Below are 21,353 nucleotides of genomic sequence, written 5' to 3'. Positions count from 1 at the left end.
GGTGCACGAGCGATGACTTCATCGGCGGCACCTGAGGAGTAGACAATGCCCGACGGTGAGATTCGTTACGAGACCAAGACGGTCACCACCATCCGAGGTCTTGAAGGCCGTTCGATCACCAAGTGGGAGAAGGCGGGCTGGGAGCTCCTCTCCCAGCAGGAGCAGACGATGCTGCGGACGAGCCTCAGCTTCCGACGCGTGAAGCCGAAGCCGCCGTGGCTCCTCATCGGAGGAGTCGGAGGCGTCCTCGTGATCCTCGCGGCCGTCATCACCGTCATGAGCCTGATCACGGGGGACGACGAGGAGCTTGCAGCTCCTTCCACGTCGCCTACGTCGGCCGCGCCCGCACAGACCCCGACTTCAGTTCCGACGCAGGCGCCAGCGGCAGTACCGTCCGAGGCGCCCGCCGACGTCTCCACCTACAGCGGCGTGCCCTACGAGATCGTGTCGACGGACCGCGGTCAGAGCAGTGCCGGTCTCACCCAGTACTGGGTATTCACGGAAGGAGTCGAAGCGTCCACCACAGCCGGCCGCGATCAGATCAAAGAGATCGTCGACGACGTCGCGCGTGCCGACGGATCCAGCTCGCTCTTCGTCGAGGTCGTCAGCGACAGGGACATCGCACTCGCGGAGTCGCCTTCGACGTACGAGACCTTCATCGCGGAGCGCGGCCTGGACTACGCGCAGAAGACGATCCCGGAGATTGACAAGACCGGATGGCTCGCCTCCTACGCCGGAGGCTTCAACTACGACACGGGTGAGGCGAGCGACTCCGCGTTCGAGATCACCTGGCTGATCGCGTCGGACAACCCTGACGTCGAGACATGGCAGGCAACAGCGACGCGGTGACCAAGTCACCTCAGAACACTTGCGCGTCGAAGCCTGCTGGCGCGGTGCGAAGTGGTGTCATGCGTTGAGGGCTCGTGGCTAGAACCTAAGCGAATAGACGAGGGGGTTCCCCTTGGTTCGCCCAGCTCAGTCCGGGTCCGCTGGCAGTGCACTCAAGCGGAGCGCATGGCCGATCCGGCGAAGCCTTCCCCGCGGAGGGATGACACCGTTCCGCACAGGAGCGGGGCGTAACGTGCCCGTAGGTCTTCAGGCTGCCGCCCGCTGCACCCCCTCGGTCCGCCGCCAGCGGTCGCGTGGATCGCTCACCGATAGTGACCGCCTCGCGCGCTGCACAGCGCGCGACGCGGCCGCCTGCCGCTGCTCCCCGCCGGGATCACCACGACGCCCCGATCAGCTCACCCAACCTCGGCATCCCGTAGCGAGACCACCGTCCTTCGCCAGCCAAGCCACCCAGTAGCGCGCCTTTGCTCGCCGGCCGGGTACCGCCCCAGCACATCAAAGTAAGGACCCCACACCATGAGCATGGAAGGCGTCGCCTGGAGCTCCCTCTACCGGATCTCCTCCGCCCAGGGCGGCAAGCACGGCATCTCGCGCGAGTCCGTGCGCCGCATCATGACCTTCGCGGTCCCCTACCGCGCCCGCCTCCTCCTCTTCATCGGCCTGTCCGTCGTCGGCGCGTTCCTCGCAGTCGCGACGCCGGTGCTCGCCGGACGGGTGGTCGACACCATCGTCGCCCGTGGGGCGGTCGGCACGATCGTCCAGCTCGCCGTGGTCATCGCCCTCGTGGCCGTGGCCGACGCCGGCGTCTCGCTCGTCACGCGCTGGTACTCGGCGCGGATCGGCGAGGGCGTCATCCTCGACCTGCGCACCGCCGTCTTCAACCATGTGCAGAAGATGCCGATCGCGTTCTTCACCCGCACCCGCACGGGCGCGCTCGTCAGCCGGCTCAACAACGACGTTATTGGCGCGCAGCAGGCCTTCAGCGGCACGCTCTCCGGCGTGGTCACGAACGTCGTGGCGCTGGTCCTCACCCTGATCGTCATGCTCAGCACGTCCTGGCTGGTCACCGTCCTCGCGGTGATCATGCTGCCGATCTTCCTCATCCCCGCGCGCCGGATGGGCAGCCGCCTCGCCGCGCTCCGCCGCGAGGCCGCCGACCACAACTCCGCGATGAGCACGCAGATGACCGAGCGCTTCTCGGCGCCCGGTGCCACCCTGGTCAAGCTGTTCGGCCGGCCCGACGAGGAGGCCGAGGAGTTCCGCGTCCGCGCGGCCCGCGTCCGCGACATCGGGGTCCGGACGGCGATGCTGCAGCTGGTCTTCGTCACCGCGCTGACCCTCGTCTCCGCGCTCGCCCTCGCGCTCGTCTACGGGCTCGGCGGCGTCCTCGCGCTCGGCGGGCAGCTCGACACCGGCGCGGTCGTCACCCTGGCCCTCCTCCTCACCCGCCTCTACGCGCCGCTGACCAGCCTCGCGAACGCGCGCGTTGAGATCATGAGCGCGGTCGTCAGCTTCGAGCGCGTCTTCGAGGTGCTCGACCTCCAGCCGCTCATCCAGGAGAAGCCCGACGCGGGCACGGTCCCCGAGGGCCCGGTGTCCGTCGAGTTCGACGACGTCCGCTTCGCCTACCCGTCCGCGGACAAGGTGTCCCTCGCCTCCCTCGAGGAGGTCGCCGTCCTCGACACCCGCGGCGGCGAGGAGGTGCTGCACGGCCTCTCCTTCCGGATCGAGCCGGGGCAGACCGTCGCGCTCGTCGGCACGTCGGGGGCCGGCAAGTCGACGATCGCGCAGCTGCTCTCGCGCCTCTACGACGTCGACAGCGGCGCGGTGCGCCTGGCCGGCACCGACGTCCGCGACGTCACCTTCGCCTCGATGCGGCACACCCTGGGCATGGTGACGCAGGACGGCCACCTCTTCCACGAGACGATCCTGTCCAACCTGCGCCTCGCCCGGCCGGAGTCGACCGACGACGAGGTGTGGGACGCCCTCCGCCGCGCGCGGCTCGAGCCGCTCATCCGCTCCCTGCCCGACCAGCTGGACACCCTCGTCGGCGAGCGCGGCTACCGCCTCTCCGGCGGCGAGCGCCAGCGGCTGACCATCGCGCGACTCCTGCTCGCCCAGCCGCGCGTCGTCATCCTCGACGAGGCGACCGCGGCGCTCGACTCCACCTCGGAGGCCGCGGTGCAGGCGGCGCTCAGCGAGGCGCTCGAGGGCCGGACCGCGATGGTGATCGCCCACCGCCTCTCCACCATCCGCAGCGCCGACCTGATCCTCGTGATCGAGGACGGCATGATCGTCGAGCGCGGCACGCACGAGGAGCTGCTCGCCGCGGCCGGCCGCTACGAGGAGCTGCACCGCACGCAGTTCGCGGTGCAGAAGGACGTGGCGGCGGAGGAGGAGGCGCTCAGCGAGGCGTGAGCGCGGTCAGCGCCCACCTCCGGGGGACCCGGAGCTCTCCTGCAGGGGCTCGGTCGGAGGTGCGACGCGGACGTCGCACCTCCGTGAACGTCACTTCACCTGCGGGTTGTCGATGGCCCAGTACCAGTTGTTGTCGCCGTTGGCGAGCTTGTAGGCGACGCGCATGCCGCTCGCCCCGGCCGGGACGGCGATGGAGCGTGACTCGATCTTCGCGATCGTGTCGCCGGAGTAGGTGAACAGGTTCGTCCACGCACCCCCGTCGAAGGACACCTGCACGGAGGCCGTTTCACTGCCCTCCTTGCGGTAGTGCGACCCGAACGTGAGGGTGACACTGCTCTTGCCCGTGACGGTGTAGTTCTGCGAGATCAGGGAGCTGGTGAACAGGCCGCTGCGAGTCTTGTCCGACCATTCGTCGGAGTCGGCGACGGCGAAGACGCCGCGCTCGCGGACGTTGCTCTCGCGCTGCTGCCCCGGGTCCGTCCTCGTCCAGAAGGCGTCGGTGGCGAGCGACCAGCCCCGCCACTCGGTCACGCCTCCGCTGCCCATGCTGCTGTTGTCGACGCTCCATCCCGTGGGCATGCTCTTGGTCCAGCCGAGGACGGCGGCGGGGACAGCGGTCTCATCGACCCGCGCCTGCAGTGCGCCGACTCTCGTGTCGAACGGATCGGTGGAGACGGTCGCGAGAGGCTGACCGTCCAGCACGGCGGGGATCGCGACGCCGAACGCGGCGAGGACGTCGGCGGCGATGTCGACGTTCTTCGGCTGGATCGCCGGCGTCGTGGCGGTGACCCCGTATCCGCTCTTCACGATGAACGAGGCGCGCTCGGGCTCGGTGCTGCCGCCGTGACCGCCGGTGGGGGTGTGACCGTGGTCGGAGGTGACGATGTACGTCCACTTCTCGGAGGCGTAGCCGGGGCGAGCCTTGACAGCAGTGGTGAGCCGGCCGATGTAGCCGTCGATCTCCTCGAGCTCGGCGGTGTAGTCGGCGCAGCTGGATCCGCAGTCGTGGCCCGCGTGATCGACGTCGTCGAACTGCAGGAAGGTGGCGTTCGGACCGGTGCTCTTCAGGTAGGCGGCCGCGGCGGCGGCGGTGTCGGCGTCGCCGGTGGAGGCGTAGCGGCTGTCGACGGCGGAGGTGATCAGGGCGGGACCTTCGGAGTCGTCGACGATCGGTCCCCAGGTCGATGCGGCGTAGGTCTTGTGGGCGGAGTCGTTCTGCTCGAGTCGAGTGAGGAAGTCGGGGTAGCTGGTGATGCTGCTGCCGCTCCAGGTGTTGCCGAGCACCCGGTGCTTGTCGGGCCAGACGCCGGTGAGGTTCGTCGCCCAGCCCGGCCCGGAGAACGTGGGGGCCATCGGGTCGGCGTAGAGGGTGGTCCTGCTGGAGTAGCCGGAGGAGATCATGGCGTCCAGGTTCGGCGTGTTCGCGGGGGCGATCTTGTCGAACAGCAAGCCGTCGATGCCGATCACGACGACGTGGCGGGAGGTGTCGACGGCGGCCTGCGCGGCGGGCGCGAGGACGGCACCGCCGGCCAGGGCGGTGGCGAGGACGAGTGGAACGACGAGCGGTGTCTTCTTGCGCACGATGGGACCTTCTTCTCTCGAGGGCGGGGCGGATGCCCGCGCACCAGTAGAGCCGAGTTAGGTACACAACAGCAAGGGTCGAACGCGATGAAGGCGTTAACGGCGGATTAAATATCTACACAAGTCGGCTCACGACAGGGGTTCGGCACCCGGTGTCGAGACAAGAGAGCCGCCTACTTGGGCTGGATGAGGTGCGATCCATCGGCCTGCCGTCCGGAGGCGTCGACCGTGAAACGGACGATGTCGCTGCGGTAGCGGTCGTCGGAGTACTCGAACGGCGTGCCGTCGGCGTCGATCGAGGTGCGACGCAGCCGCAGGATCGGAGAGGCGGGTTCGACCTCGAGCATCCGTGCATCGGTCTCATCGGCGGCGACCGCATCGATCTCGTGCGTGACGCCGCTGAAGCGGTGGCCGCGGGAGGCGAGGTACTCGGTGATGGAGACGGTGTCGAGGTCGACATCGAACAGCAGCCGGCCGACGTGCTCGATGAAGCTCGTGCGCTCGAGCATGGTCGGCACGCCGTCCAGAAGGCGCAGGCGGGTGAGTTCCACGATCAACGAACCCGGTTCGACACCGAGCGCCTGCGCGGTGTCGGGAGCGGCGCGGCGCAGGCCGAGCGCCTCGGTGTGCGCCCCTGGAGTGCGGCCGAAGCTCTCCGCCCACCGGGTGAAGGGCACGTAGACGTCCGCCGCCTGTCGCGCTTTGCGCGAGAGCACTCGACTGGGACGTCCGCGGGTGGTCTCGATGAGCCCCTCCGCACGGAGCGTGGCGAGGGCGTTGCGGACCGGGCCGCGAGAGGACTCCCACTGCGCCGCGAGTTCGCCCTCCGGGGGGACCTCGTCGCCGGGCGCGAGGACGCCCGTGACGATCTGCTGCCGCAGCGCGTCGGCGATCCGGTTGTACATCATCCCTGCCACCTGTGCATATTACCGAGCCCCCACCTCGGATCCGAGCGAGTCGCGGCAGCCTGCAGGCGCTGAGTTATGTATACAGCATGTTAAGAAGAGATTAAATGGCACGACATATCTACCTACGTAGCCGCGAGCGGTGGCACTGTGATCGGCATGAGCACACCCCACGATCTCTCCCGCCACTACGACGTCGTCGTCGTCGGCGCCGGCATTGTCGGACTCGCCCACGCCTACGAGGGGCTGCGCCAGGGAGCGCGCGTGCTCGTCCTCGACCAGGCGGCCGGCGTCACGGGCGCCTCGGTGCGCAACTTCGGCCACGCCTGCCTCACGCCGCAGAGCGGTATCGCCGCCGAGTTCGCTCGCGAGGCACGGGAACGCTGGCTGAGCCTCGCGGCGGAGATCGGCTTCTTCGCGGGAGAGACCGGCACGACGATCGTCGCCCGCCGTGAGGAGGAGCTCGCCGTCCTCCGCGAATTCGCCGAGACGGCAGGCCCCGCACAGGTGCGGATCCTCGACACGAACGCGGTCGTCAGCACGGTTCCCGTCGCCGCCGAGAGCGTCGTCGGTGGCGCGTGGCTGCCGAACGATCTGCAGGTCGACCCGAGGGAGGCCGCGCCCGCGATCGCCGAGTGGCTGGCCACGCAGGGCGTCGACTTCGCCTGGCGGACCCGCGCCGCGGGCATCGCCTCCGGCCGCGTGGAGACGACTCGCGGCGTCGTCACCGGTGACCTCGTGATCGTCGCGACCAACCATGATCTCGACCGGCTCTACCCGGAGATCGCCGAGCGGATCGGCATCGTCCGCTGCCGGCTGCACATGCTGAAGGCGATGCCGCGGCTGCGGATGCCCCTGACGACGCCGCTGCTCACCGGGTGGTCGCTGCTGCGCTACTCCGGGTTCGCCGCGCAGCCCTCCGCGCCGGCCCTGAGGAAGCGCCTCGCACGAGAGCTTCCGGACGGCATCCGCTTCGACCTGAACCAGATGTACACCTCCCCGCCCGACGGGAGCCTCATCGTCGGGGACACCCACGAGCGCTCGGTGGACGCCGCGCCCTTCCAATCCGAAGCGGGCTTCGACCTGCTCGTCACCGAGACGAAAGCCCTGTTCGGCCTGGCCGAGCTGCCTGTTCTCGAGCGGTGGCAGGGCGTCTACGCCTCCGCGCCGACCCAGGAGTTCGTCCTCGAAGAACCCGTCCCCGGCGTGCACGTCGTCACCGTCGCCACCGGCATCGGCATGACCACCGCGCTGGGCATCGCCCCGCACACCTTCGCCCGCTCGACCACCGCAGCCGCGGTCGGCACCCTCGTCTAGGAGACCCGCACATGACCAGCACCCTCACCGCCCCCGGGCGCCTCAGCGCCGACCCCGACTCCGCGCCGATCACCCTGGCCGTGCTCGACATGGCCGGCACCACCATCACCGACGACGGCCTCGTGGAACGCGCCTTCCTCGCCGCGAACGACGCCGAGCAGCTCGCCACCGACGACTCCGCCCTCGCGCAGATGCTGCAGTACGTCCGCGACACCATGGGCTACTCGAAGATCGTCGTCTTCCGCCACCTCACCGACGGCGACGAGGAGCGAGCGCAGCGCGCCAACGCCGCCTTCGAGACGGCCTACCAGCAGATCGTCGCCGACGGCGCCGCCGCCGAGATCCCCGGCGCGCGCGCCACGATGGAGGCGCTGCGCAGAGCCGGCGTGAAGATCGCGATGACCACGGGCTTCGCCGTCGACACGCAGACCGCACTCCTGGACGCGCTGGGCTGGACGGACATCGCTGACGTCACCCTCACCCCCGCCGAGGCCGGCCGGGGGCGTCCGTTCCCGGACATGGCCCTCGCCGCGCTGATCGCGACGCAGACGGAGTCGGTGGCGAACATGATCGTCGTCGGCGACACCGCCAACGACATCCTCACCGGCGTCCGCTCCGGGGCCGCCGCGGCGATCGGTGTGCTCACCGGCGCCCACGACGAGCAGCAGCTGCGCGCCGCCGGCGCCACCCACGTGCTCTCCTCGATCGCCGAGCTGCCCCTGCTGCTCGGCATCCCCCTCGACTGATCCGCACCGCTACCGAACCGAGAGGGACCATCTCGTGATCACCAGCACCACCGCATCCGACCCCGGCATCGAGTTCCGCGACGTCACCGTGCGCGGCACCGGCGGCGTCGTCATCCTCGAGGACCTCACCCTCTCTGTCGCGCGTGGCGAGGTCGTCGCTCTTCTCGGCCCCTCCGGCGCGGGGAAGACCACCGCTCTGCGCGCCGTCGCGGGCTTCGCCGAGCCGTCCGCAGGCAGCATCCTGCTCTCCGGCGTCGACGTCACGCACACCGACCCGCGCTCGCGCGGGATCGGGATGGTCGTGCAGAACTACGCCCTCTTCCCCCACATGAGCGTCGCCGAGAACGTCGCCTTCGGCCTGAGGACCCGCAGAGTGCCACGCCGCGAGATCCGCACGCGGGTCGCCGAGGCGCTCGAGATGGTGGGCATGGCCGACAAGGCGAACCGCCAGCCGCGCACCCTCTCCGGCGGGCAGCAGCAGCGCATCGCCATCGCCCGAGCCCTCGCCCCCCGGCCCGAGGTGCTGCTGTTCGACGAACCGCTCTCCGCGCTCGACGCGCAGCTGCGTCAGGGCATGCTCGCCGAGCTCGGCCGGCTGCACCGCGAGCTGCCCGACGTGACCATGCTCTACGTCACGCACGGGCAGAACGAAGCACTCACCCTCGCCGACCGGATCGCCGTCATGGCGAACTCCCGACTGGTCGAGTTCGGCACCGCCGCCAAGCTGTACCGCGACCCGGAATTCGAGTTCACCGCCCGCTTCCTCGGCTCCTCCAACGTGCTCCCCGTCACGATCACCGCCCCGGAATCCGCCGCCCTCGCCGGCCACGATCGCGAGTTGCGCATCGCGCGAACCGTCCAGGCCGCCGGCCTCTCGGCGAAGCTGTCCATCCGCCCGCACCGAGTCCGTCTGCTCGCAGCCGACGAGAGCGCCGACAACGAACTCGACATGACCGTCGACGACATCCAGTGGCGCGGCTCCACTCACCTCGTCGCCGGCACGGTCGCGGGAGGATCCTTCTGCGTCGAGGCTCTCGAGCTCACCGACCTGCCCCGCCCCGGCAGCACGGTGCGCATCGGTTTCGCCGCATCGGACGCGATCATGCTTCGCGCGGAGACCCGCGACGCCGAGGGGACGGTCGTCGACCTGCCGGTCGCACCGTCAGCGCACGACGCGGGCGCGGCAGCGAGTCGCGGTGACGCGATGCAGCGGGTGGCGGTCGCCTCATGACCACCCTCGGCACCCCCACCCCCATCGCACCACCGCCGACGCCTCCCGCGCGCAAGCGCCGCCGCCCGGGCCTTCTCATCGCGCTGATCCCGCTGACGCTGATGCTGGTCTTCACCGTCCACCCGGTGCTGCTCCTCCTGAGCGAGTCCGTCCAGGACGAGGACGGCACCCTGACCCTCGCCACCTGGGATCGCCTGTTCACGAACCCGGTGTTCCTCGACACCGTCGGGAACACCGTCCGCATCGCGACGATCGTCGCCGTGCTCTGCGTCGTGCTCGGCACCTTCCTCGCGATCGTGATGGTGTTCATCCCGTTCCGCGGAACCGACCTCGTCACCAACGCTCTCAACGTCTACCTCTCCTTCCCCTCCTTCCTGATCACCCTCGCGCTCGTCTTCATCTGGGGGAACGTCGGCATCGTCAACGGCGCCCTCGACTCCGTCGCACTGCCGCCGGTGAGCCTGCTCAGCACCCAGTGGGGCGTCATCCTCGCAGAAGTCATCTACTTCACCCCCTTCGCTCTGCGCCCCGCCCTCGCCGCACTCCAGGTGATGGACACCGGCCAGGTCGAGGTCGCCGAGGCCCTCGGCGCCACGCCGTGGCGGATCGTGCGGCAGGTGATCATCCCCGAGATCCTGCCCTCCGTCCTCGCCGGCGGCTCGCTCGTGCTGCTGCGGGCCCTGAACGAGTTCGGCATCGTGCTCTTCACCGGCGCCAAGGGCGTCTCCACCCTGCCCACCCTCGTCTACGGCCAGGCCATCGGCCGCGGCAACTACGACGTCGCCGCCGTCGCCGCCGTGGTGAACATCGTGCTCTCCCTCGGCCTGTACGTGCTCTACCGCCAGGTCACCAGCCGCGCTCTCGGAGGCTCCCGTGCTCGTTAGGAACCGCACCCCCCGCCTCGTCATCCAGGCCATCGCCATCACCGTCCTGCTCGCGCTCTTCGCGCTCCCGTTCCTCGTCATCGTCCTCGGCGCCTTCGCGACCAGCTGGTCCGGCGTCCTCCCCAGCGGCGGCACCCTCGGCAACTTCACGACCGTGTTCACCGAGTCCGCGACCGCCCACACCGTCACCGCCTCCCTCATCACCGCCGTCGTCGCCACCGTGCTCGCCCTGGCGATCGCGACGACAGCGGCGCTGTCCACCCGACGCAGCCCGGCGCTCAAGCGGATCGTCGACACCGTGTTCCTGCTTCCGGTCGCGATCCCGTCCGTCGCCGTCGGGTTGGCTCTGCTGATGGCGTTCTCCTCCGGGCCGCTGCCCCTGAACGGCACCGTCTGGATCGTCGTCGTGGCGCACACCGTGCTGGTCGTCGCCCTCGCCTACCAGCCCATCTCCGCCGCCGTCACGCGACTCGATCCTGCCTTCGAAGAGGCCGCGTCCGCTCTCGGCGCCGGACGAGCTCGCATCATCGCCACCATCGTGCTCCCCCTGCTGCGACCGGCGATGGCCGGCGCGGCAGCGATGTGCATCGCGATGTCGATGGGTGAGCTCACCGCGATGATGATGGTCGCCCCGCCGACCTGGCGCACCATGCCGCTCCAGATCTTCTCCTTCACCAGCCGCGGCATCCGCCTCTACGAAGGTGCCGCCCTGGCCGTGCTCCTCCTCGCGATCACCCTCACCGCGCTGCTCGTCCTGCAACGCGTCGCCGGCCGACGCACCGGCATCGCCTCCGGTCGCTGAAGCGCCCACCCCTGCTCCGCACCGCTCCTCTCACCCACGAAGGACCTGCCACCATGACCAGCTCTCGCGCCCGCCTCGCACTCACCTTCGCCGCCGGCGTCACCGCCCTCGCCCTCACCGGCTGCGCCGGCACCGCGACCGCCGACAGCGGCGCCTCGGCCGGCAGCGCCGACACCGTCACCGTCTACACCGCCGACGGCCTCAACGACGGCGACGGCTCGTACTACGCCCAGGTGTTCGCCGCGTTCACCGCCGAGACCGGGATCGACGTCCAGGTCGTCGAGGGCGGCTCCGGAGAGGTCCTGCAGCGCGTCGACCAGGAATCCGGCAACACCCAGGCCGACCTCCTCGTCACCCTGCCGCCGTTCATCCAGCTCGCCGACGCAGACGGCCTGCTCACCCCCTATGCGCCCGCCGGATCCGAGAGCGTCCCCGCGGACGACAAGGCCGCCGACGGCGCCTACACGACCCTCGTCAACAACTACATCGGCTTCATCCGCAACACCGCCGAAGTCACCGACGCCCCGACCAGCTGGGACGACCTCCTCGATCCCGCCTACCAGGGCAAGCTGCAGTACTCCACACCCGGGATCGCCGGCGACGGCACCGCGTTCCTCATGCTCGCCCGCGAGGTCCTCGGCGCCGACGCCGCCTACGACTTCATCGGCGAACTGCAGACCAACAACGTCGGCCCCTCCGACTCCACCGGCCAGCTCGCCGCGAAGGTCGACAAGGGCGAACTGCTCATCGCCAACGGCGACGTGCAGATGAACTACGCCCAGTCCTCCACGATGCCCAACCTCGGCATCTTCTTCCTCGACGGCGAAGACGGCACCCCCACCACCCTCTCCGTCCCGTACACCGTCGGCCTCGTGAAGGATGCTCCGCACGAAGACGCGGCGAAGCAGCTCCTCGACCACCTCTACACCGAGGACGCCCAGGCGCTCGTCACGACCGCCGGCGGAGGCTTCCCTGCGCGCACCGACGTCACCCCCACCGGAGACGTGGCGGACGAGCTCGCCGGCATCATGAACGGCGTCACTGTCGTCCACCCCGACTGGAAGGACATCGCGGGCAACCTCGACGACTACATCGACGAGTGGAACACCGTCACCGGAACGCTCTGACGTCGATCAGAACGGCGGAGCCGGGCGCCTGACGGGGCGCCCGGCTCCGCCGTGTGCGCTCACCCGCCTGAGATCGTCACGACGAACAGCCCCAGCAGGATCTCGGCCTCGTGATGCTGGTCGAGTAGCCGCGCAGCGGCGTATCGAGACCCACCGTCGTCCGTGGGGTGGTCTGCACACTCGACCTCTGATGCTGGTGGATCTCGATACGCCCGCTTCGCGGGCTACTCGATCAGCATGAACTTCTCGTACGCACAAGTTGATCCTTGCTAAGAGGCCTGCACCAGCGGCTGCCGGCTCGCCTTCGACTCCTACCTCGGCGTCACCGCGCGGGACCGTGAACATCGACCTCGCCGTCGGGTACGACCCCACCGCGCCTGCGGAACGCGTCGCCCCGTCGAACCGGCTCACGCAGCTCCGCTTCCTCAGCCACGACTATCTGCTGTACCCTCTCGCCGATCAGGTCAGCGACAAGGTCTGCGCCACGCTCCAGCTGTACGGAGAACGACAACGCCCGTCCTCCCGAGAGAAGGACCTCGTCGACCTCGCCCTGATCGCGTCCTCCCAGCCTCTCGACGCCGCGCAACTGCGAGTCGCGCTGGCCACCGAATTCCGGCGCCGCGGTCTCGAACCGATCGACGCGTTCACCGTCCCCTCGCACTGGGGCGCTGCCTACCGTCGCTTGGCCGGGGCGACCGCGCTGTCGACGATCGCACCCACCGTCGTCGAGGCCGTCGCGGTCATGAGTCGTCTCCTCGACCCGATCCTGGGCGGAACCGTGACCTCCGGGACCTGGGATCCCGCCCGGCGGATCTGGGACTGATGTCGCGTCGAGGCCGATCGACCGTCCGGTGACGAGGCCTCCCACCGCGGCTCAGAACAGCCGGACCGCGTCCTCCGGTTCGTCCAGCCCGCGCACCAGCGTCGGGATGCGCTTCTTGAAGGCGAAGAACCCGCGCGAGGCCGAGGGCCACGCGGTGCCGTCCCAGCGGCGGCGCACCGTGACGAGCGCGATCCCCTCCTGAGCGAGGGCCGAGCGGAGCGTGTCCAGCCGCTCCTGCACGGGGCCGACCGGCGCGTACGGGACCACGACGGTGTCGAGCCGCTCGGACGCCGCCCAGTCGACGACCGTCGCGGGCAGCGCATCGGCCAGCACCCGCGCCGGCCGGCCGCCCTTGTCCGGCGTGTGCTCCGCGGCGTCGGCGATCGCCGCGGCCGTGAAGTCCTGCACCGCCTCGGAGACCGCGAACGGCGAGCGCTCCCCCGGGTCGGCGAACACCGCGGTCGCGATGAGCCGCTCCGCCAGCCCGGGCTGCTCGGCGAGGAGGCTCGCCGCGTCGAGGTCCTCCTCGTGCAGCAGGAGGCCGGGGCGGGTGCCGAGGGTGCCGGCGACGTCGTCCGGCTCGATCGGCGTGCGGGGCGGGAAGTGCTCCTCGCTGAGCGCGGGCGCCGAGGCGGCGAGCCCCTGCGGCGAGAAGCGGCCCTCGGTGTACTTGGCGATGTTGGATGCGGTCGCGAGGTACGTCTTGCCCGGGGTCTGCAGGCCGACGACCCAGCGCCAGGACAGGGTGTTGGAGGCGGCGTCGCCGTCGAGGAGGTGCCGGTAGAAGAAGTCGGCGCCGAGCTGCCAGGGCAGGCCGAGGGTGAAGATCCAGATGCTCGCGAACCACATGCGCGTGTGATTGTGCAGGTACCCGGTCTCGACGAGCTCCTGCACCCAGGCGTCCATCGCGTCGATGCCGCTCCGGCCCTCGATCGCGTCGCGGTAGCCGGTCGGGAGGTGCCCCTCGACCTCGCTCACCTCGCGGCGGTAGCGGCGCCGGACCTCCGGGTTCTGCTCGAGCCAGCCCTTCCAGTAGGTGCGCCAGAACACCTCCTGGACGAACTTCTCCGCGGCGGTGAGCTTGTGGCGGGCGAGGACGGCGGCGACGACCTCCCGCTCGGTGACGAGCCGGTGGCGGAGGTACGGGGAGAGCCCGGAGACGTTGCTCCGGGACGGTCCGTGGTCGTGATTGCGCTCGCGCGTGTAGGCGGAGCCGGCGCGCGCGACGAAGTCGTCGAGCGCCTCGAGACCGGCGGCTCGGGTCGGGATGAACATCCCGCCATCATCCGTCGCGCTCCGGGGCGGGGGCTGACAGCGGCAGGGCGATCGAGTCGCCGCTCCATCGGTCGCGCGCCGAACCTTGCTGCTCTGCGCGACTAAGCCCGATATGTATCTCTCTAGTGCAACAGTCGCCACGTGACGACTGTAGGAGCACTGAGCGAGCCTGGTGATGTGTCCGTCAGGCTCGTGAAGCACGCTGACCCCCACCCAGACAGCCTCGGTCGGCGCAAGCCGCATGCAGTTCACCCGTTTCACCAAGCAAGGTCGCCTCGAGCGGTCCATCCACTGCGTGTAGCGAAACGCGGGGGCGCCCAGCGGCGTTGACTCCATCCGCCCCGAATGGCTCAGCACCGACCCAACGCGCAACGCTGCCGGGCGGGTCGCGTCCACGACCCCGGAGTGGTCGTCAAGGGGCGCACCGCGGCGATCCTCCACGAGTTCGGGGACCTCCAGCCCGACCCGCACAAGTTCGCGACGCCCAACCACAGACAGCCGAAGCGCCTCGACATCCATCACCCGCGTTGCCGCTGACTTCTTAGAAGGTGACCGTGCGTGCTGGGATCCGGCGACAACCGCACTTTAGCCGATCTTCTCAGCGACCACGAGGACCTGACCCTGGTCGCGGGCGTTCTGGCCGTTATACGACACGCCGCTACCGGCATCAAGCGACGTTTACAATTGAGGAGCAGGTGAATCAGTAAGAAGGAAAACGCATATGCGCCTTCCCCCTTACCAATCCGCCGTCGTTTCGACCGAGCAAGTTCAATATAACCTACGACCGTTACTCACTCCGTGAGATTCGAGAGTAAATGCTTTAGTTATAGACCAGCTCGCCTTCCCCGCCACAGGAAGTGCATGTGACGCGGTCTCCCGGCCTTACTGGACTCGGCAAGTGACCGGAGCCATCGCACCCCGGACACGTCTTGACCGTCATTGAATGACCTCGACTTGTGTCCGAACGATTGTCCCAGGCGGGTCTCGTCGAGCTTGCGTTCTTCGCCAGGAACCTTCTAATCAGCTCTTCATCGCTCATGGCCAGCGCCCTGGTCCGACCTAGTGACCCGGGCCGGTGTACTGGCCGCGATTCGTGCCGTTGTTGTTCGGCCCGGATCCCTTGCCGTAGTGGTCGTGATTCTCACTCTTGTGGAACTCACCCTTCGGCTCGCTGCGATCCCCGTCTCCGAGCAGCGTCTCGCCATCACGCTTTCCCTGCCCGAATGCCACGGTGATCGGGTTGCCGTCCGAGTCTGCGCCACCCATTGCCTCGCCCCAGTTGCTCATTGCTGCTCCCGTCGTTGGTACTGCAGCGGCCGATCGGCCTGTTTCTCAGCGCAACGGCTGAGACGTAGTACGACCGTAGACCACGCGGGAGGACGTGTCAAGTGTCAAGTTGGAACCTCAAGTCCCGTGTTGGCTTTCGAACGTGCGCGCGGCGCTCACGAACACGGCGCATACTTACTGTATGGAGTACCGGATATGAGCGTGTCGTGGACCGGAAGCTCGGCCCGGCCTACGAGGCTGGCGCAGGCGGAAATCGAACATAGGCTGCTGGAAACGGCTAAGCGACTTGTGGAGCAACACGGCCTGACTGTGAGTCTGGAGCATCTACGCATGGATGAGCTCATGGAGCTTGCGGGGGTTCCAAAAACCTCGTTCTACAGGGTCTGGGCGAGTAAGGAAGAATTTTTCACTCGCTTGCTGGAAGAACTTGTTTTACCGGACGAATTTTCTGGCGCCGCATACGACCCGGAGACGCTTGTCATAGGCAAGCGAGTAGTCGAAGAAAATCTAACTCGTCTCGCCGAAGCACCGGGGCGTAGAGCGGTTCTCGTTGAAGCCGTTCGATTAGCGGCAGAGCGGAATTACTGGTCGACAGTCAACTCACCGAAGTGGGCCACCTACAACGCTGTCGTTGCCACTCTCCCCGGCCTTGCCGAAGAGGAGAAGCGATCGAGAATTCTCGCCGCTCTTCGGGAAACTGAGCGGATCTTCATCAACCGCATGGCGGAATTCTACGACGAGCTATTGCCTGTCTTGAAGATGCGCTTTAAGCCTGGTTTTGATTCACATCGTCTGGCTGCGGCCGGAGCTGCAGTTGTCGAAGGCCTAGCGCAACGACATCTTGTGAACGACGACGTGGTGGATTCTTCACTCAAGGGCCCTGGGCTAGATGGAAAATCAGTCGATTGGCATTTGTCGGCACATTCGTTTCTAGGTATTCTCGACTCAATGGTTGAGCCTGATGACGAAGAGCCAGAACTCGCGCACTAAGTGTCTCATAAGAGGTATCTGCGACGGGACTGAATTTACGCTATTGACTTGGCCAGCGCGCATGCCGCATTTGCACAGCATCTGTCCGTAATCCTTCGCATCACTCGTCACCGCTTCGCGGGTGATGGTCGATGCCTTAGGTTCTCCGGGACACTTTCCACTGCAGACCGCCACCGGAGCCCTACGCCGTATCTCAGTGCCATTAGACGCCGACAAGTCGCTTGTCTATGGACTCATCCGTCGGATCGAAGTGCGTCGTCGGCTCCACCTCCGCCTCGACGTCGACGTCGACGTCCACTGCCTCAGTGGCGGGCTCGTCGGCGCCGAACGAGTCGATCGTCGTAGCCGCTAATCGAAAAGTCATCGGGGTGAGGTCATGTCCGTGATCGACGGCGAGTAGGACGCCGCGCGCCTGTGGTGGGGTACATCGATCCGTGCCACCTAGGCTCAACGCGACTCGGGTCCTGCACGCTGTACATGGACTGGGTTTACTCACGGGCGGCGAGGATGTCGCCGGCCGCATGATTGTTCATGGTCATCGGCCTGCCTTAGAGACCGTGACCGAGCGGCCGTCGACCGCCGCGGCGAGCAAGAGCGCTGCCAGCAGCAAGCGGCGGAGCGGCTCTGCGTGCTCAGGATGCCCTGATCACCCACGTCATGCCCCTACGTCGCTCGAACCTTGAGCTAGCGAGTCATCGAGGAACGGAGGAACCCGCCATGAGTAGCACCCCACAGACGGACCCGCTGATCGGCGGACCGGTCAGCGACGACGAGCAGCGCGCCTACTCCGCCTGGGCCGAGCGGATCGAAGCCGGTCGGTACGAGCCCGCCGCCGACGGCGAAGTCTTCGAGGGAGCGGCAGCGGCCGAGAACGCGACCGAGCTGCTGGAGTCCCTCATCGGCGCCGACGCTCTCAGCGAGGCGATCGGACGGGGACGGCCCGGACTCGAAGGACGGGCCGGCGGCGGGCCCTCCGTCAAGCGCCAGGTGCGGCTGCCTCAAAATCTCGACGCACGGCTCGCCGCCCGTGCCGCGCTGGAGGACGTCGAGCTCAGCGTCATCATGCGCCGCGCACTCGACGACTACCTCCTCCCGACGGCCTGACGCCGTCAGCTCGCCGCGCCCCCTACCCCTTCGCCTGGAAGTACACGTCCACGAAGTAGTTCGTGGAGTTGTACGACGACGCGGGCATGACCCCGCCGGATCCGTAGCGGTACACCCCGTTCCCCCCGGAGGCCGAGGTCAGCGCCCCGTTGGTGACCGGCGACGCGAGCCCGCCTCCCGTCGCCGCGTAGTAGCCCGCGGGCGCGAGGTACGACACCGTGTAGCGCGCGCCCGGCACGAGCTCGACCGGTGTCGCGAAGGCGGCGCTCTGCCAGCCGGTCGCGGTCTCGCCGGTGAAGGTCACCTGCGCGATCCGCGTGCCGGAGGCGTCCCACAGCGAGCCGACGTGGGTGCCGGTGTTGCGGGAGCCCTTGTAGAAGGCGAGGCCGGTGGCGCTGCCCGCCGTCGACGCAGTGAAGGCCACCCCGACCTCGACCGAGGAGGAGTCCTCGGCGGAGGCCGTCGCGGGCGTCGCGTCGGCGAACAGGCGGGTGCCCGTCGGTGCGACCGGCGTCGGCGTCGGCGTCGGGGTCGGCGTGGGCGTCGCCGACGGCGTGAAGGAGACGTCGACCAGGTAGTTCGTGGTCGAGCGCTGCCCCGCGAAGCCGCCGGTGTACGTGTAGGCGCCGGAGTCGCTCGCGGTGACGAGCGGGCCGCGCGTCGATCCCGAACCGAAGCCGTTGATCGTGGCGGAGTAGTTGCCCGTGGTCGTCGTGTAGGCGGCGATGTAGTCGGTGCCGCCGGTCACGGCCACCGGGGTGGCGAACGTCACCTGCTGCCAGCCGGCCGTGCTCTCGGCGGTGAAGGTCGCCCGGCCGATCTCGGCGCCGGTGTCGGCGTTCGAGAGCGTGCCGACGTGGGTGCCGGTGTTGCCGGGGCCCTTGTAGAAGCGGAGCGACGTGACGGTGCCGTTCACGAGCGGTGCGAAGCGCACGCCCAGGGTGACGGGCGTGCCCTCGGCGACCTGTGCGATCCCGGGGGTCGTCGAGTCGTCGAAGAGCCGGCACGGGCAGGCTCCCACGACGGCGTCGGGCGCCCGGGTGGTGAAGGTCCAGCTGCCGCCGGCCGTGACGGTGCCGCCGCCGGTCGCGGTGCCCGCGAGGGTGGCGGTGTAGCCGGTCGAGGCGGCGAGCGGGGCGGTGGGCGTGAACACGGCGGTGCGGGTGGTGGCGCTGTAGGAGGTGCTGCCCGCGACGCTCGCGCCGGCGGCGGTCTTCAGGGTCATCACGACCGTGCTCGCCGTCACCGCCTTCGAGAAGACGGCCGACACGCTCGTCGACGGTGCGACGCTCGAGGAGCCGGCCAGCGGGGTCTGCGACCCGACGCTCAGCGGCGTGGCGTCGACCGTGCTGTAGACGGCGTCGACGTAGTAGTTGTTCGCGCGGTAGCTGTCGGTCGGGAAGCCGCCGGTCGTGCTGTAGACCCCGGCGGGCGTCGCTCCGAAGCCGCCGGCGACCTTCAGCGGGGCGGCGTCGTAGCCGGCGCTCGACCAGAACCAGTCCGCGGCCGTGTAGTGGCCGGTCGCGGTCGTGTACGAGACGACGTAGGTGGTGCCGGCGGTGACGGCGACGGGCGCGCCGAACGTGGCGGTCTGCCAGCCGCTCGCCGTCTCGTTCGCGAAGGCGACGGTGGCCAGCTGCCGGCCGTCGACGCTCCAGAGCGTGCCGGTGTGCGCGCCGGTGTTGGCCGCGCTCTTGAAGAAGCGCACGCCCTGGAGGAAGCCGTCCGCGGTGGGTGTGAAGCGCAGGCCGAGCGTGACCGGATCGACGTCGCCGGAGTCCGCGGTCTTCGGCACCTCGGCGCCGAACACGGTGCCGGTGCCGGTGATGGTGACGGCGCGGCTCGTAACGGCGCCGACGTTCGCGCTGTCGTCGACGGCGCGCACGCGGATCGTGCCGGTGCCGGTCCCGTGCTGGACGTAGCTGTAGGTCCACGAGGTGGTGCCGGAGGCGGGGTGCCAGGTGGCGCCGTCGGTCGAGACCTCGACGCCGGCGACCTTGCCCGCGGCGTCGGAGGCGGTGCCGGAGACCGTCACCGCGGCGCCGTTGGCCTTGCTCGTGGCGCCCGACGGGTTCGTGACCGAGACGGTCGGACCCGCGGTGTCGGTGCTCTTGGTCGCGGCGACCAGGCCGCTCATCAGCGTGGTCGGCTGCACGCCCATGTCGGCGAAGAGGTTCACCTGCGCCTGCTGCATCCGGACGTCCGCGGCTGCGCCGTTGCCGTCGTGCTCCTGATCGAGGCCCCAGGTCCACTGGACGGAGCCGGCGGAGAACACCAGCGCGCCGCTCGCGGCCTTGTAGAGAGTGAGGTTGTGCCGGGTGGTGCCGGCCGCGACGGTGGTGCCGAAGTCCTGCAGGTACTCGGGGACGGCGCCGGTCGTCGTCGAGAGGCGGATCAGGCCGGGCGGCCGGGCGCCGTTGTCGACGTCCTCGTTGGACTCGTAGCCGATGGTGTGCGGGGCCAGCGCGGCGCTGCTCCCGGTGGCGAGGCCGGTGAGCGAGGTGTTGCGCCAGAGCCGCAGCTTCCCCTCCGCGGCGCTGACGGTCACCGGCAGGTCGGAGTAGTTCACCATGTAGAGCGTGCCGGCGAGGGAGTTCTCGGGGCGGCCGCCGCCGTTCGCCACCGAGGCGAAGCGCGGGTCGCGCCAGGTGCCGGTGGACTCGGTCGACGGGTCGGTCTTGGCGTTCGCCCAGGTCTCCTTGTAGGTGACGACGGTGCGGTAGTCCTGGCCGCCGGTGGTCGGCGAGGGCTCGTAGCGGGTGCGCCAGTAGTTCTCGTTGCCGGAGAGGAACTGGAGGTTCACGCCGGCGTCGCGCGCGGCGGTGACGTTCGCGCGCTGGGCGCCGGACCAGTACTCGTCGTGGCCGACCGAGAGGAAGGAGCGGTGCTGCTTGAGCGCCGAGCCGAAGCGGTCGGCGTCGACGCCGCTGAAGTAGCTGACGTCGTAGCCGTTGCGCTCGAGGAAGCGCACCAGCGGGAACTCGTTGGCGAAGTAGAAGTCGCGGCCCTGGTTGTCGCCGCGGGTGGTGACGGGGCGGTTGTAGCTGAGCTTGTAGGCGCGGCCGTTCGCGCCGCCGCTGTAGAAGTTCGAGCCGCCGTAGGTGTTGTAGGCCTGCCAGGTGGGGTCGGAGGTCTGGAAGAGCACGGCCGAGGTGCTGGCGGTGTCGCGCACGACGAAGGTGATCTGGCTTCGGCCGCCGGTGTCGGCGCGGGTGAGCAGGGCGACGTAGACGCCGGAGACGGCGGTGCTCGGGACGTCCCAGCCGGCCGAGACGGCCCAGGTGCCGCAGTCGTAGAGCTCGGTGGTGACGTCGGAGAGGCACTCGGGCTGAGTCTGCGGGAGGGCCGCGGTCGGGGTCACCGAGGTGATCAGGCGGGCGCCCCTCCCGGAGTACCAGCCGGTGCGGTAGACGTCGATGGAGTAGGCCGCGGCGTCGGTGTCGATCTTGAAGTCGATCCGCTGGCCGACGTTCACGCTGATGTCGGTGGAGTAGCCCTGGATCGACGGGTCGCCGGCTCCGGTGATGTCCCAGACGGAGGGGTCGGTGCCCGGCTTCGCGTTCTCGCAGACGATCGCGTTCTGCCCGGGCGCGCAGGCGGTGTCGGCGCTCGCGGTGGGGACGACGAGGCCGACGACGACGAGGGCTGCGGCGGCGGCGATCGCGAGGAACGAGGCGCGGAGGCGGCTGCGGCGGGTGGGCGGCGTTCGCAGAAGGGTGCGCGGAGCGGGGGCGGGGTCCATCGGGGACGCCTTTCGGGGGGTCGTTCCCGCGCCGGGTACGCGGGAGCCGGCGACGGGGCGGCGCCCGAGGACGCGCCGAGCCCGGGCCTGCGAGGGTCCTTCTGCCGCCCCGCCAGGATCGGGGAGGAAGGGGACGCCGGGCGGGTGGACCGGGATGCCGAGCGACTCGAAGCTACCGGAAGCGGAGGGTGCGGGGGCGGGCAATCCGCTCCGGCGTGACCGCGGCAGGGACGCCCGCCCGCGTCTTCGCCGATCCGACGCCGGATCGTTAC

16 protein-coding genes are annotated in these 21,353 nt (G+C 69.2%); 11 read left to right on the top strand and 5 right to left on the bottom strand.

The window, feature by feature from the left end; genetic code table 11:
- Window positions 1-249 precede the first annotated feature (249 nt).
- Complete coding sequence (locus HQQ86_RS15180; RefSeq protein WP_173289089.1) at window positions 250-849, top strand: hypothetical protein; 600 nt, start codon at window positions 250-252, stop codon at window positions 847-849.
- Between the two features lie 516 nt (window positions 850-1,365).
- The gene (locus HQQ86_RS15175; RefSeq protein ID WP_173289088.1) at window positions 1,366-3,267 is read left to right on the top strand and encodes an ABC transporter ATP-binding protein; all 1,902 of its coding nucleotides are present in this window, start codon (window positions 1,366-1,368) and stop codon (window positions 3,265-3,267) included.
- A gap of 90 nt (window positions 3,268-3,357) precedes the next feature.
- Here the strand turns inward: HQQ86_RS15175 and HQQ86_RS15170 are convergent, their stop codons facing one another.
- Both HQQ86_RS15170 and HQQ86_RS15165 read right to left on the bottom strand, forming a co-directional pair.
- On the bottom strand, window positions 3,358-4,848 hold the full coding sequence (locus HQQ86_RS15170) for an alkaline phosphatase family protein (protein ID WP_216845555.1): 1,491 nt from the start codon (window positions 4,846-4,848) through the stop codon (window positions 3,358-3,360).
- A gap of 173 nt (window positions 4,849-5,021) precedes the next feature.
- On the bottom strand, window positions 5,022-5,756 hold the full coding sequence (locus HQQ86_RS15165; protein ID WP_254072172.1) for a GntR family transcriptional regulator: 735 nt from the start codon (window positions 5,754-5,756) through the stop codon (window positions 5,022-5,024).
- A gap of 156 nt (window positions 5,757-5,912) precedes the next feature.
- On the opposite strand from HQQ86_RS15165, the gene HQQ86_RS15160 reads away from it, so the two are divergent.
- From HQQ86_RS15160 to HQQ86_RS15130, 7 genes are all read left to right on the top strand, one after another.
- On the top strand, window positions 5,913-7,070 hold the full coding sequence (locus HQQ86_RS15160; RefSeq protein ID WP_173289087.1) for a TIGR03364 family FAD-dependent oxidoreductase: 1,158 nt from the start codon (window positions 5,913-5,915) through the stop codon (window positions 7,068-7,070).
- Window positions 7,071-7,081: 11 nt separating this feature from the next.
- On the top strand, window positions 7,082-7,816 hold the full coding sequence (locus HQQ86_RS15155) for a phosphonatase-like hydrolase (RefSeq protein ID WP_173289086.1): 735 nt from the start codon (window positions 7,082-7,084) through the stop codon (window positions 7,814-7,816).
- Between the two features lie 34 nt (window positions 7,817-7,850).
- Window positions 7,851-9,047 (top strand): ABC transporter ATP-binding protein, encoded by a 1,197-nt coding sequence (locus tag HQQ86_RS22120; protein WP_216845554.1) that lies wholly within the window; start codon window positions 7,851-7,853, stop codon window positions 9,045-9,047.
- On the top strand, window positions 9,044-9,931 hold the full coding sequence (locus HQQ86_RS15145; protein ID WP_173289085.1) for a 2-aminoethylphosphonate ABC transporter permease subunit: 888 nt from the start codon (window positions 9,044-9,046) through the stop codon (window positions 9,929-9,931). Before HQQ86_RS22120 ends, HQQ86_RS15145 begins: the two co-directional genes overlap by 4 nt.
- Window positions 9,921-10,733 carry an ABC transporter permease subunit gene (locus HQQ86_RS15140; RefSeq protein WP_173289084.1) on the top strand — a complete coding sequence of 271 codons (813 nt, stop codon included), beginning with the start codon at window positions 9,921-9,923 and terminating at the stop codon, window positions 10,731-10,733. Before HQQ86_RS15145 ends, HQQ86_RS15140 begins: the two co-directional genes overlap by 11 nt.
- A 53-nt stretch (window positions 10,734-10,786) precedes the next feature.
- The gene (locus HQQ86_RS15135) at window positions 10,787-11,860 is read left to right on the top strand and encodes a 2-aminoethylphosphonate ABC transporter substrate-binding protein (protein ID WP_173289083.1); all 1,074 of its coding nucleotides are present in this window, start codon (window positions 10,787-10,789) and stop codon (window positions 11,858-11,860) included.
- A gap of 337 nt (window positions 11,861-12,197) precedes the next feature.
- A complete protein-coding gene (locus HQQ86_RS15130; protein ID WP_173289082.1) occupies window positions 12,198-12,683 on the top strand; it encodes a nucleotidyl transferase AbiEii/AbiGii toxin family protein in 486 nt (161 codons plus the stop codon).
- A 51-nt stretch (window positions 12,684-12,734) separates the two neighbouring features.
- Here HQQ86_RS15130 and HQQ86_RS15125 read toward each other — a convergent pair whose 3' ends face one another.
- Window positions 12,735-13,958 (bottom strand): FAD-binding domain-containing protein, encoded by a 1,224-nt coding sequence (locus HQQ86_RS15125; protein ID WP_173289081.1) that lies wholly within the window; start codon window positions 13,956-13,958, stop codon window positions 12,735-12,737.
- 1,059 nt (window positions 13,959-15,017) lie between these two features.
- Window positions 15,018-15,245 carry a hypothetical protein gene (locus tag HQQ86_RS15120; protein ID WP_173289080.1) on the bottom strand — a complete coding sequence of 76 codons (228 nt, stop codon included), beginning with the start codon at window positions 15,243-15,245 and terminating at the stop codon, window positions 15,018-15,020.
- A gap of 330 nt (window positions 15,246-15,575) precedes the next feature.
- On the opposite strand from HQQ86_RS15120, the gene HQQ86_RS15115 reads away from it, so the two are divergent.
- Together HQQ86_RS15115 and HQQ86_RS15110 are read left to right on the top strand one after the other, a co-directional pair.
- Window positions 15,576-16,235 (top strand): hypothetical protein, encoded by a 660-nt coding sequence (locus HQQ86_RS15115; protein WP_367948677.1) that lies wholly within the window; start codon window positions 15,576-15,578, stop codon window positions 16,233-16,235.
- A gap of 717 nt (window positions 16,236-16,952) precedes the next feature.
- Window positions 16,953-17,339: a ribbon-helix-helix protein, CopG family gene (locus HQQ86_RS15110; RefSeq protein ID WP_173289078.1), complete on the top strand. Its 387-nt coding sequence runs from the start codon at window positions 16,953-16,955 to the stop codon at window positions 17,337-17,339.
- Window positions 17,340-17,361: 22 nt separating this feature from the next.
- Here HQQ86_RS15110 and HQQ86_RS15105 read toward each other — a convergent pair whose 3' ends face one another.
- Entirely contained in the window at window positions 17,362-21,081 is a 3,720-nt protein-coding gene (locus tag HQQ86_RS15105) for a DUF4082 domain-containing protein (protein ID WP_173289077.1), read from the bottom strand.
- Between the last annotated feature and the right edge of the window lie 272 nt (window positions 21,082-21,353).

Origin of the sequence: Rathayibacter sp. VKM Ac-2857 (assembly GCF_013205025.1) — a bacterium.
Classification (GTDB): domain Bacteria; phylum Actinomycetota; class Actinomycetes; order Actinomycetales; family Microbacteriaceae; genus Rathayibacter.
The sequence above is the reverse complement of the archived record's forward strand: the minus strand, read 5'-3'. Positions and strand labels throughout refer to the sequence as shown.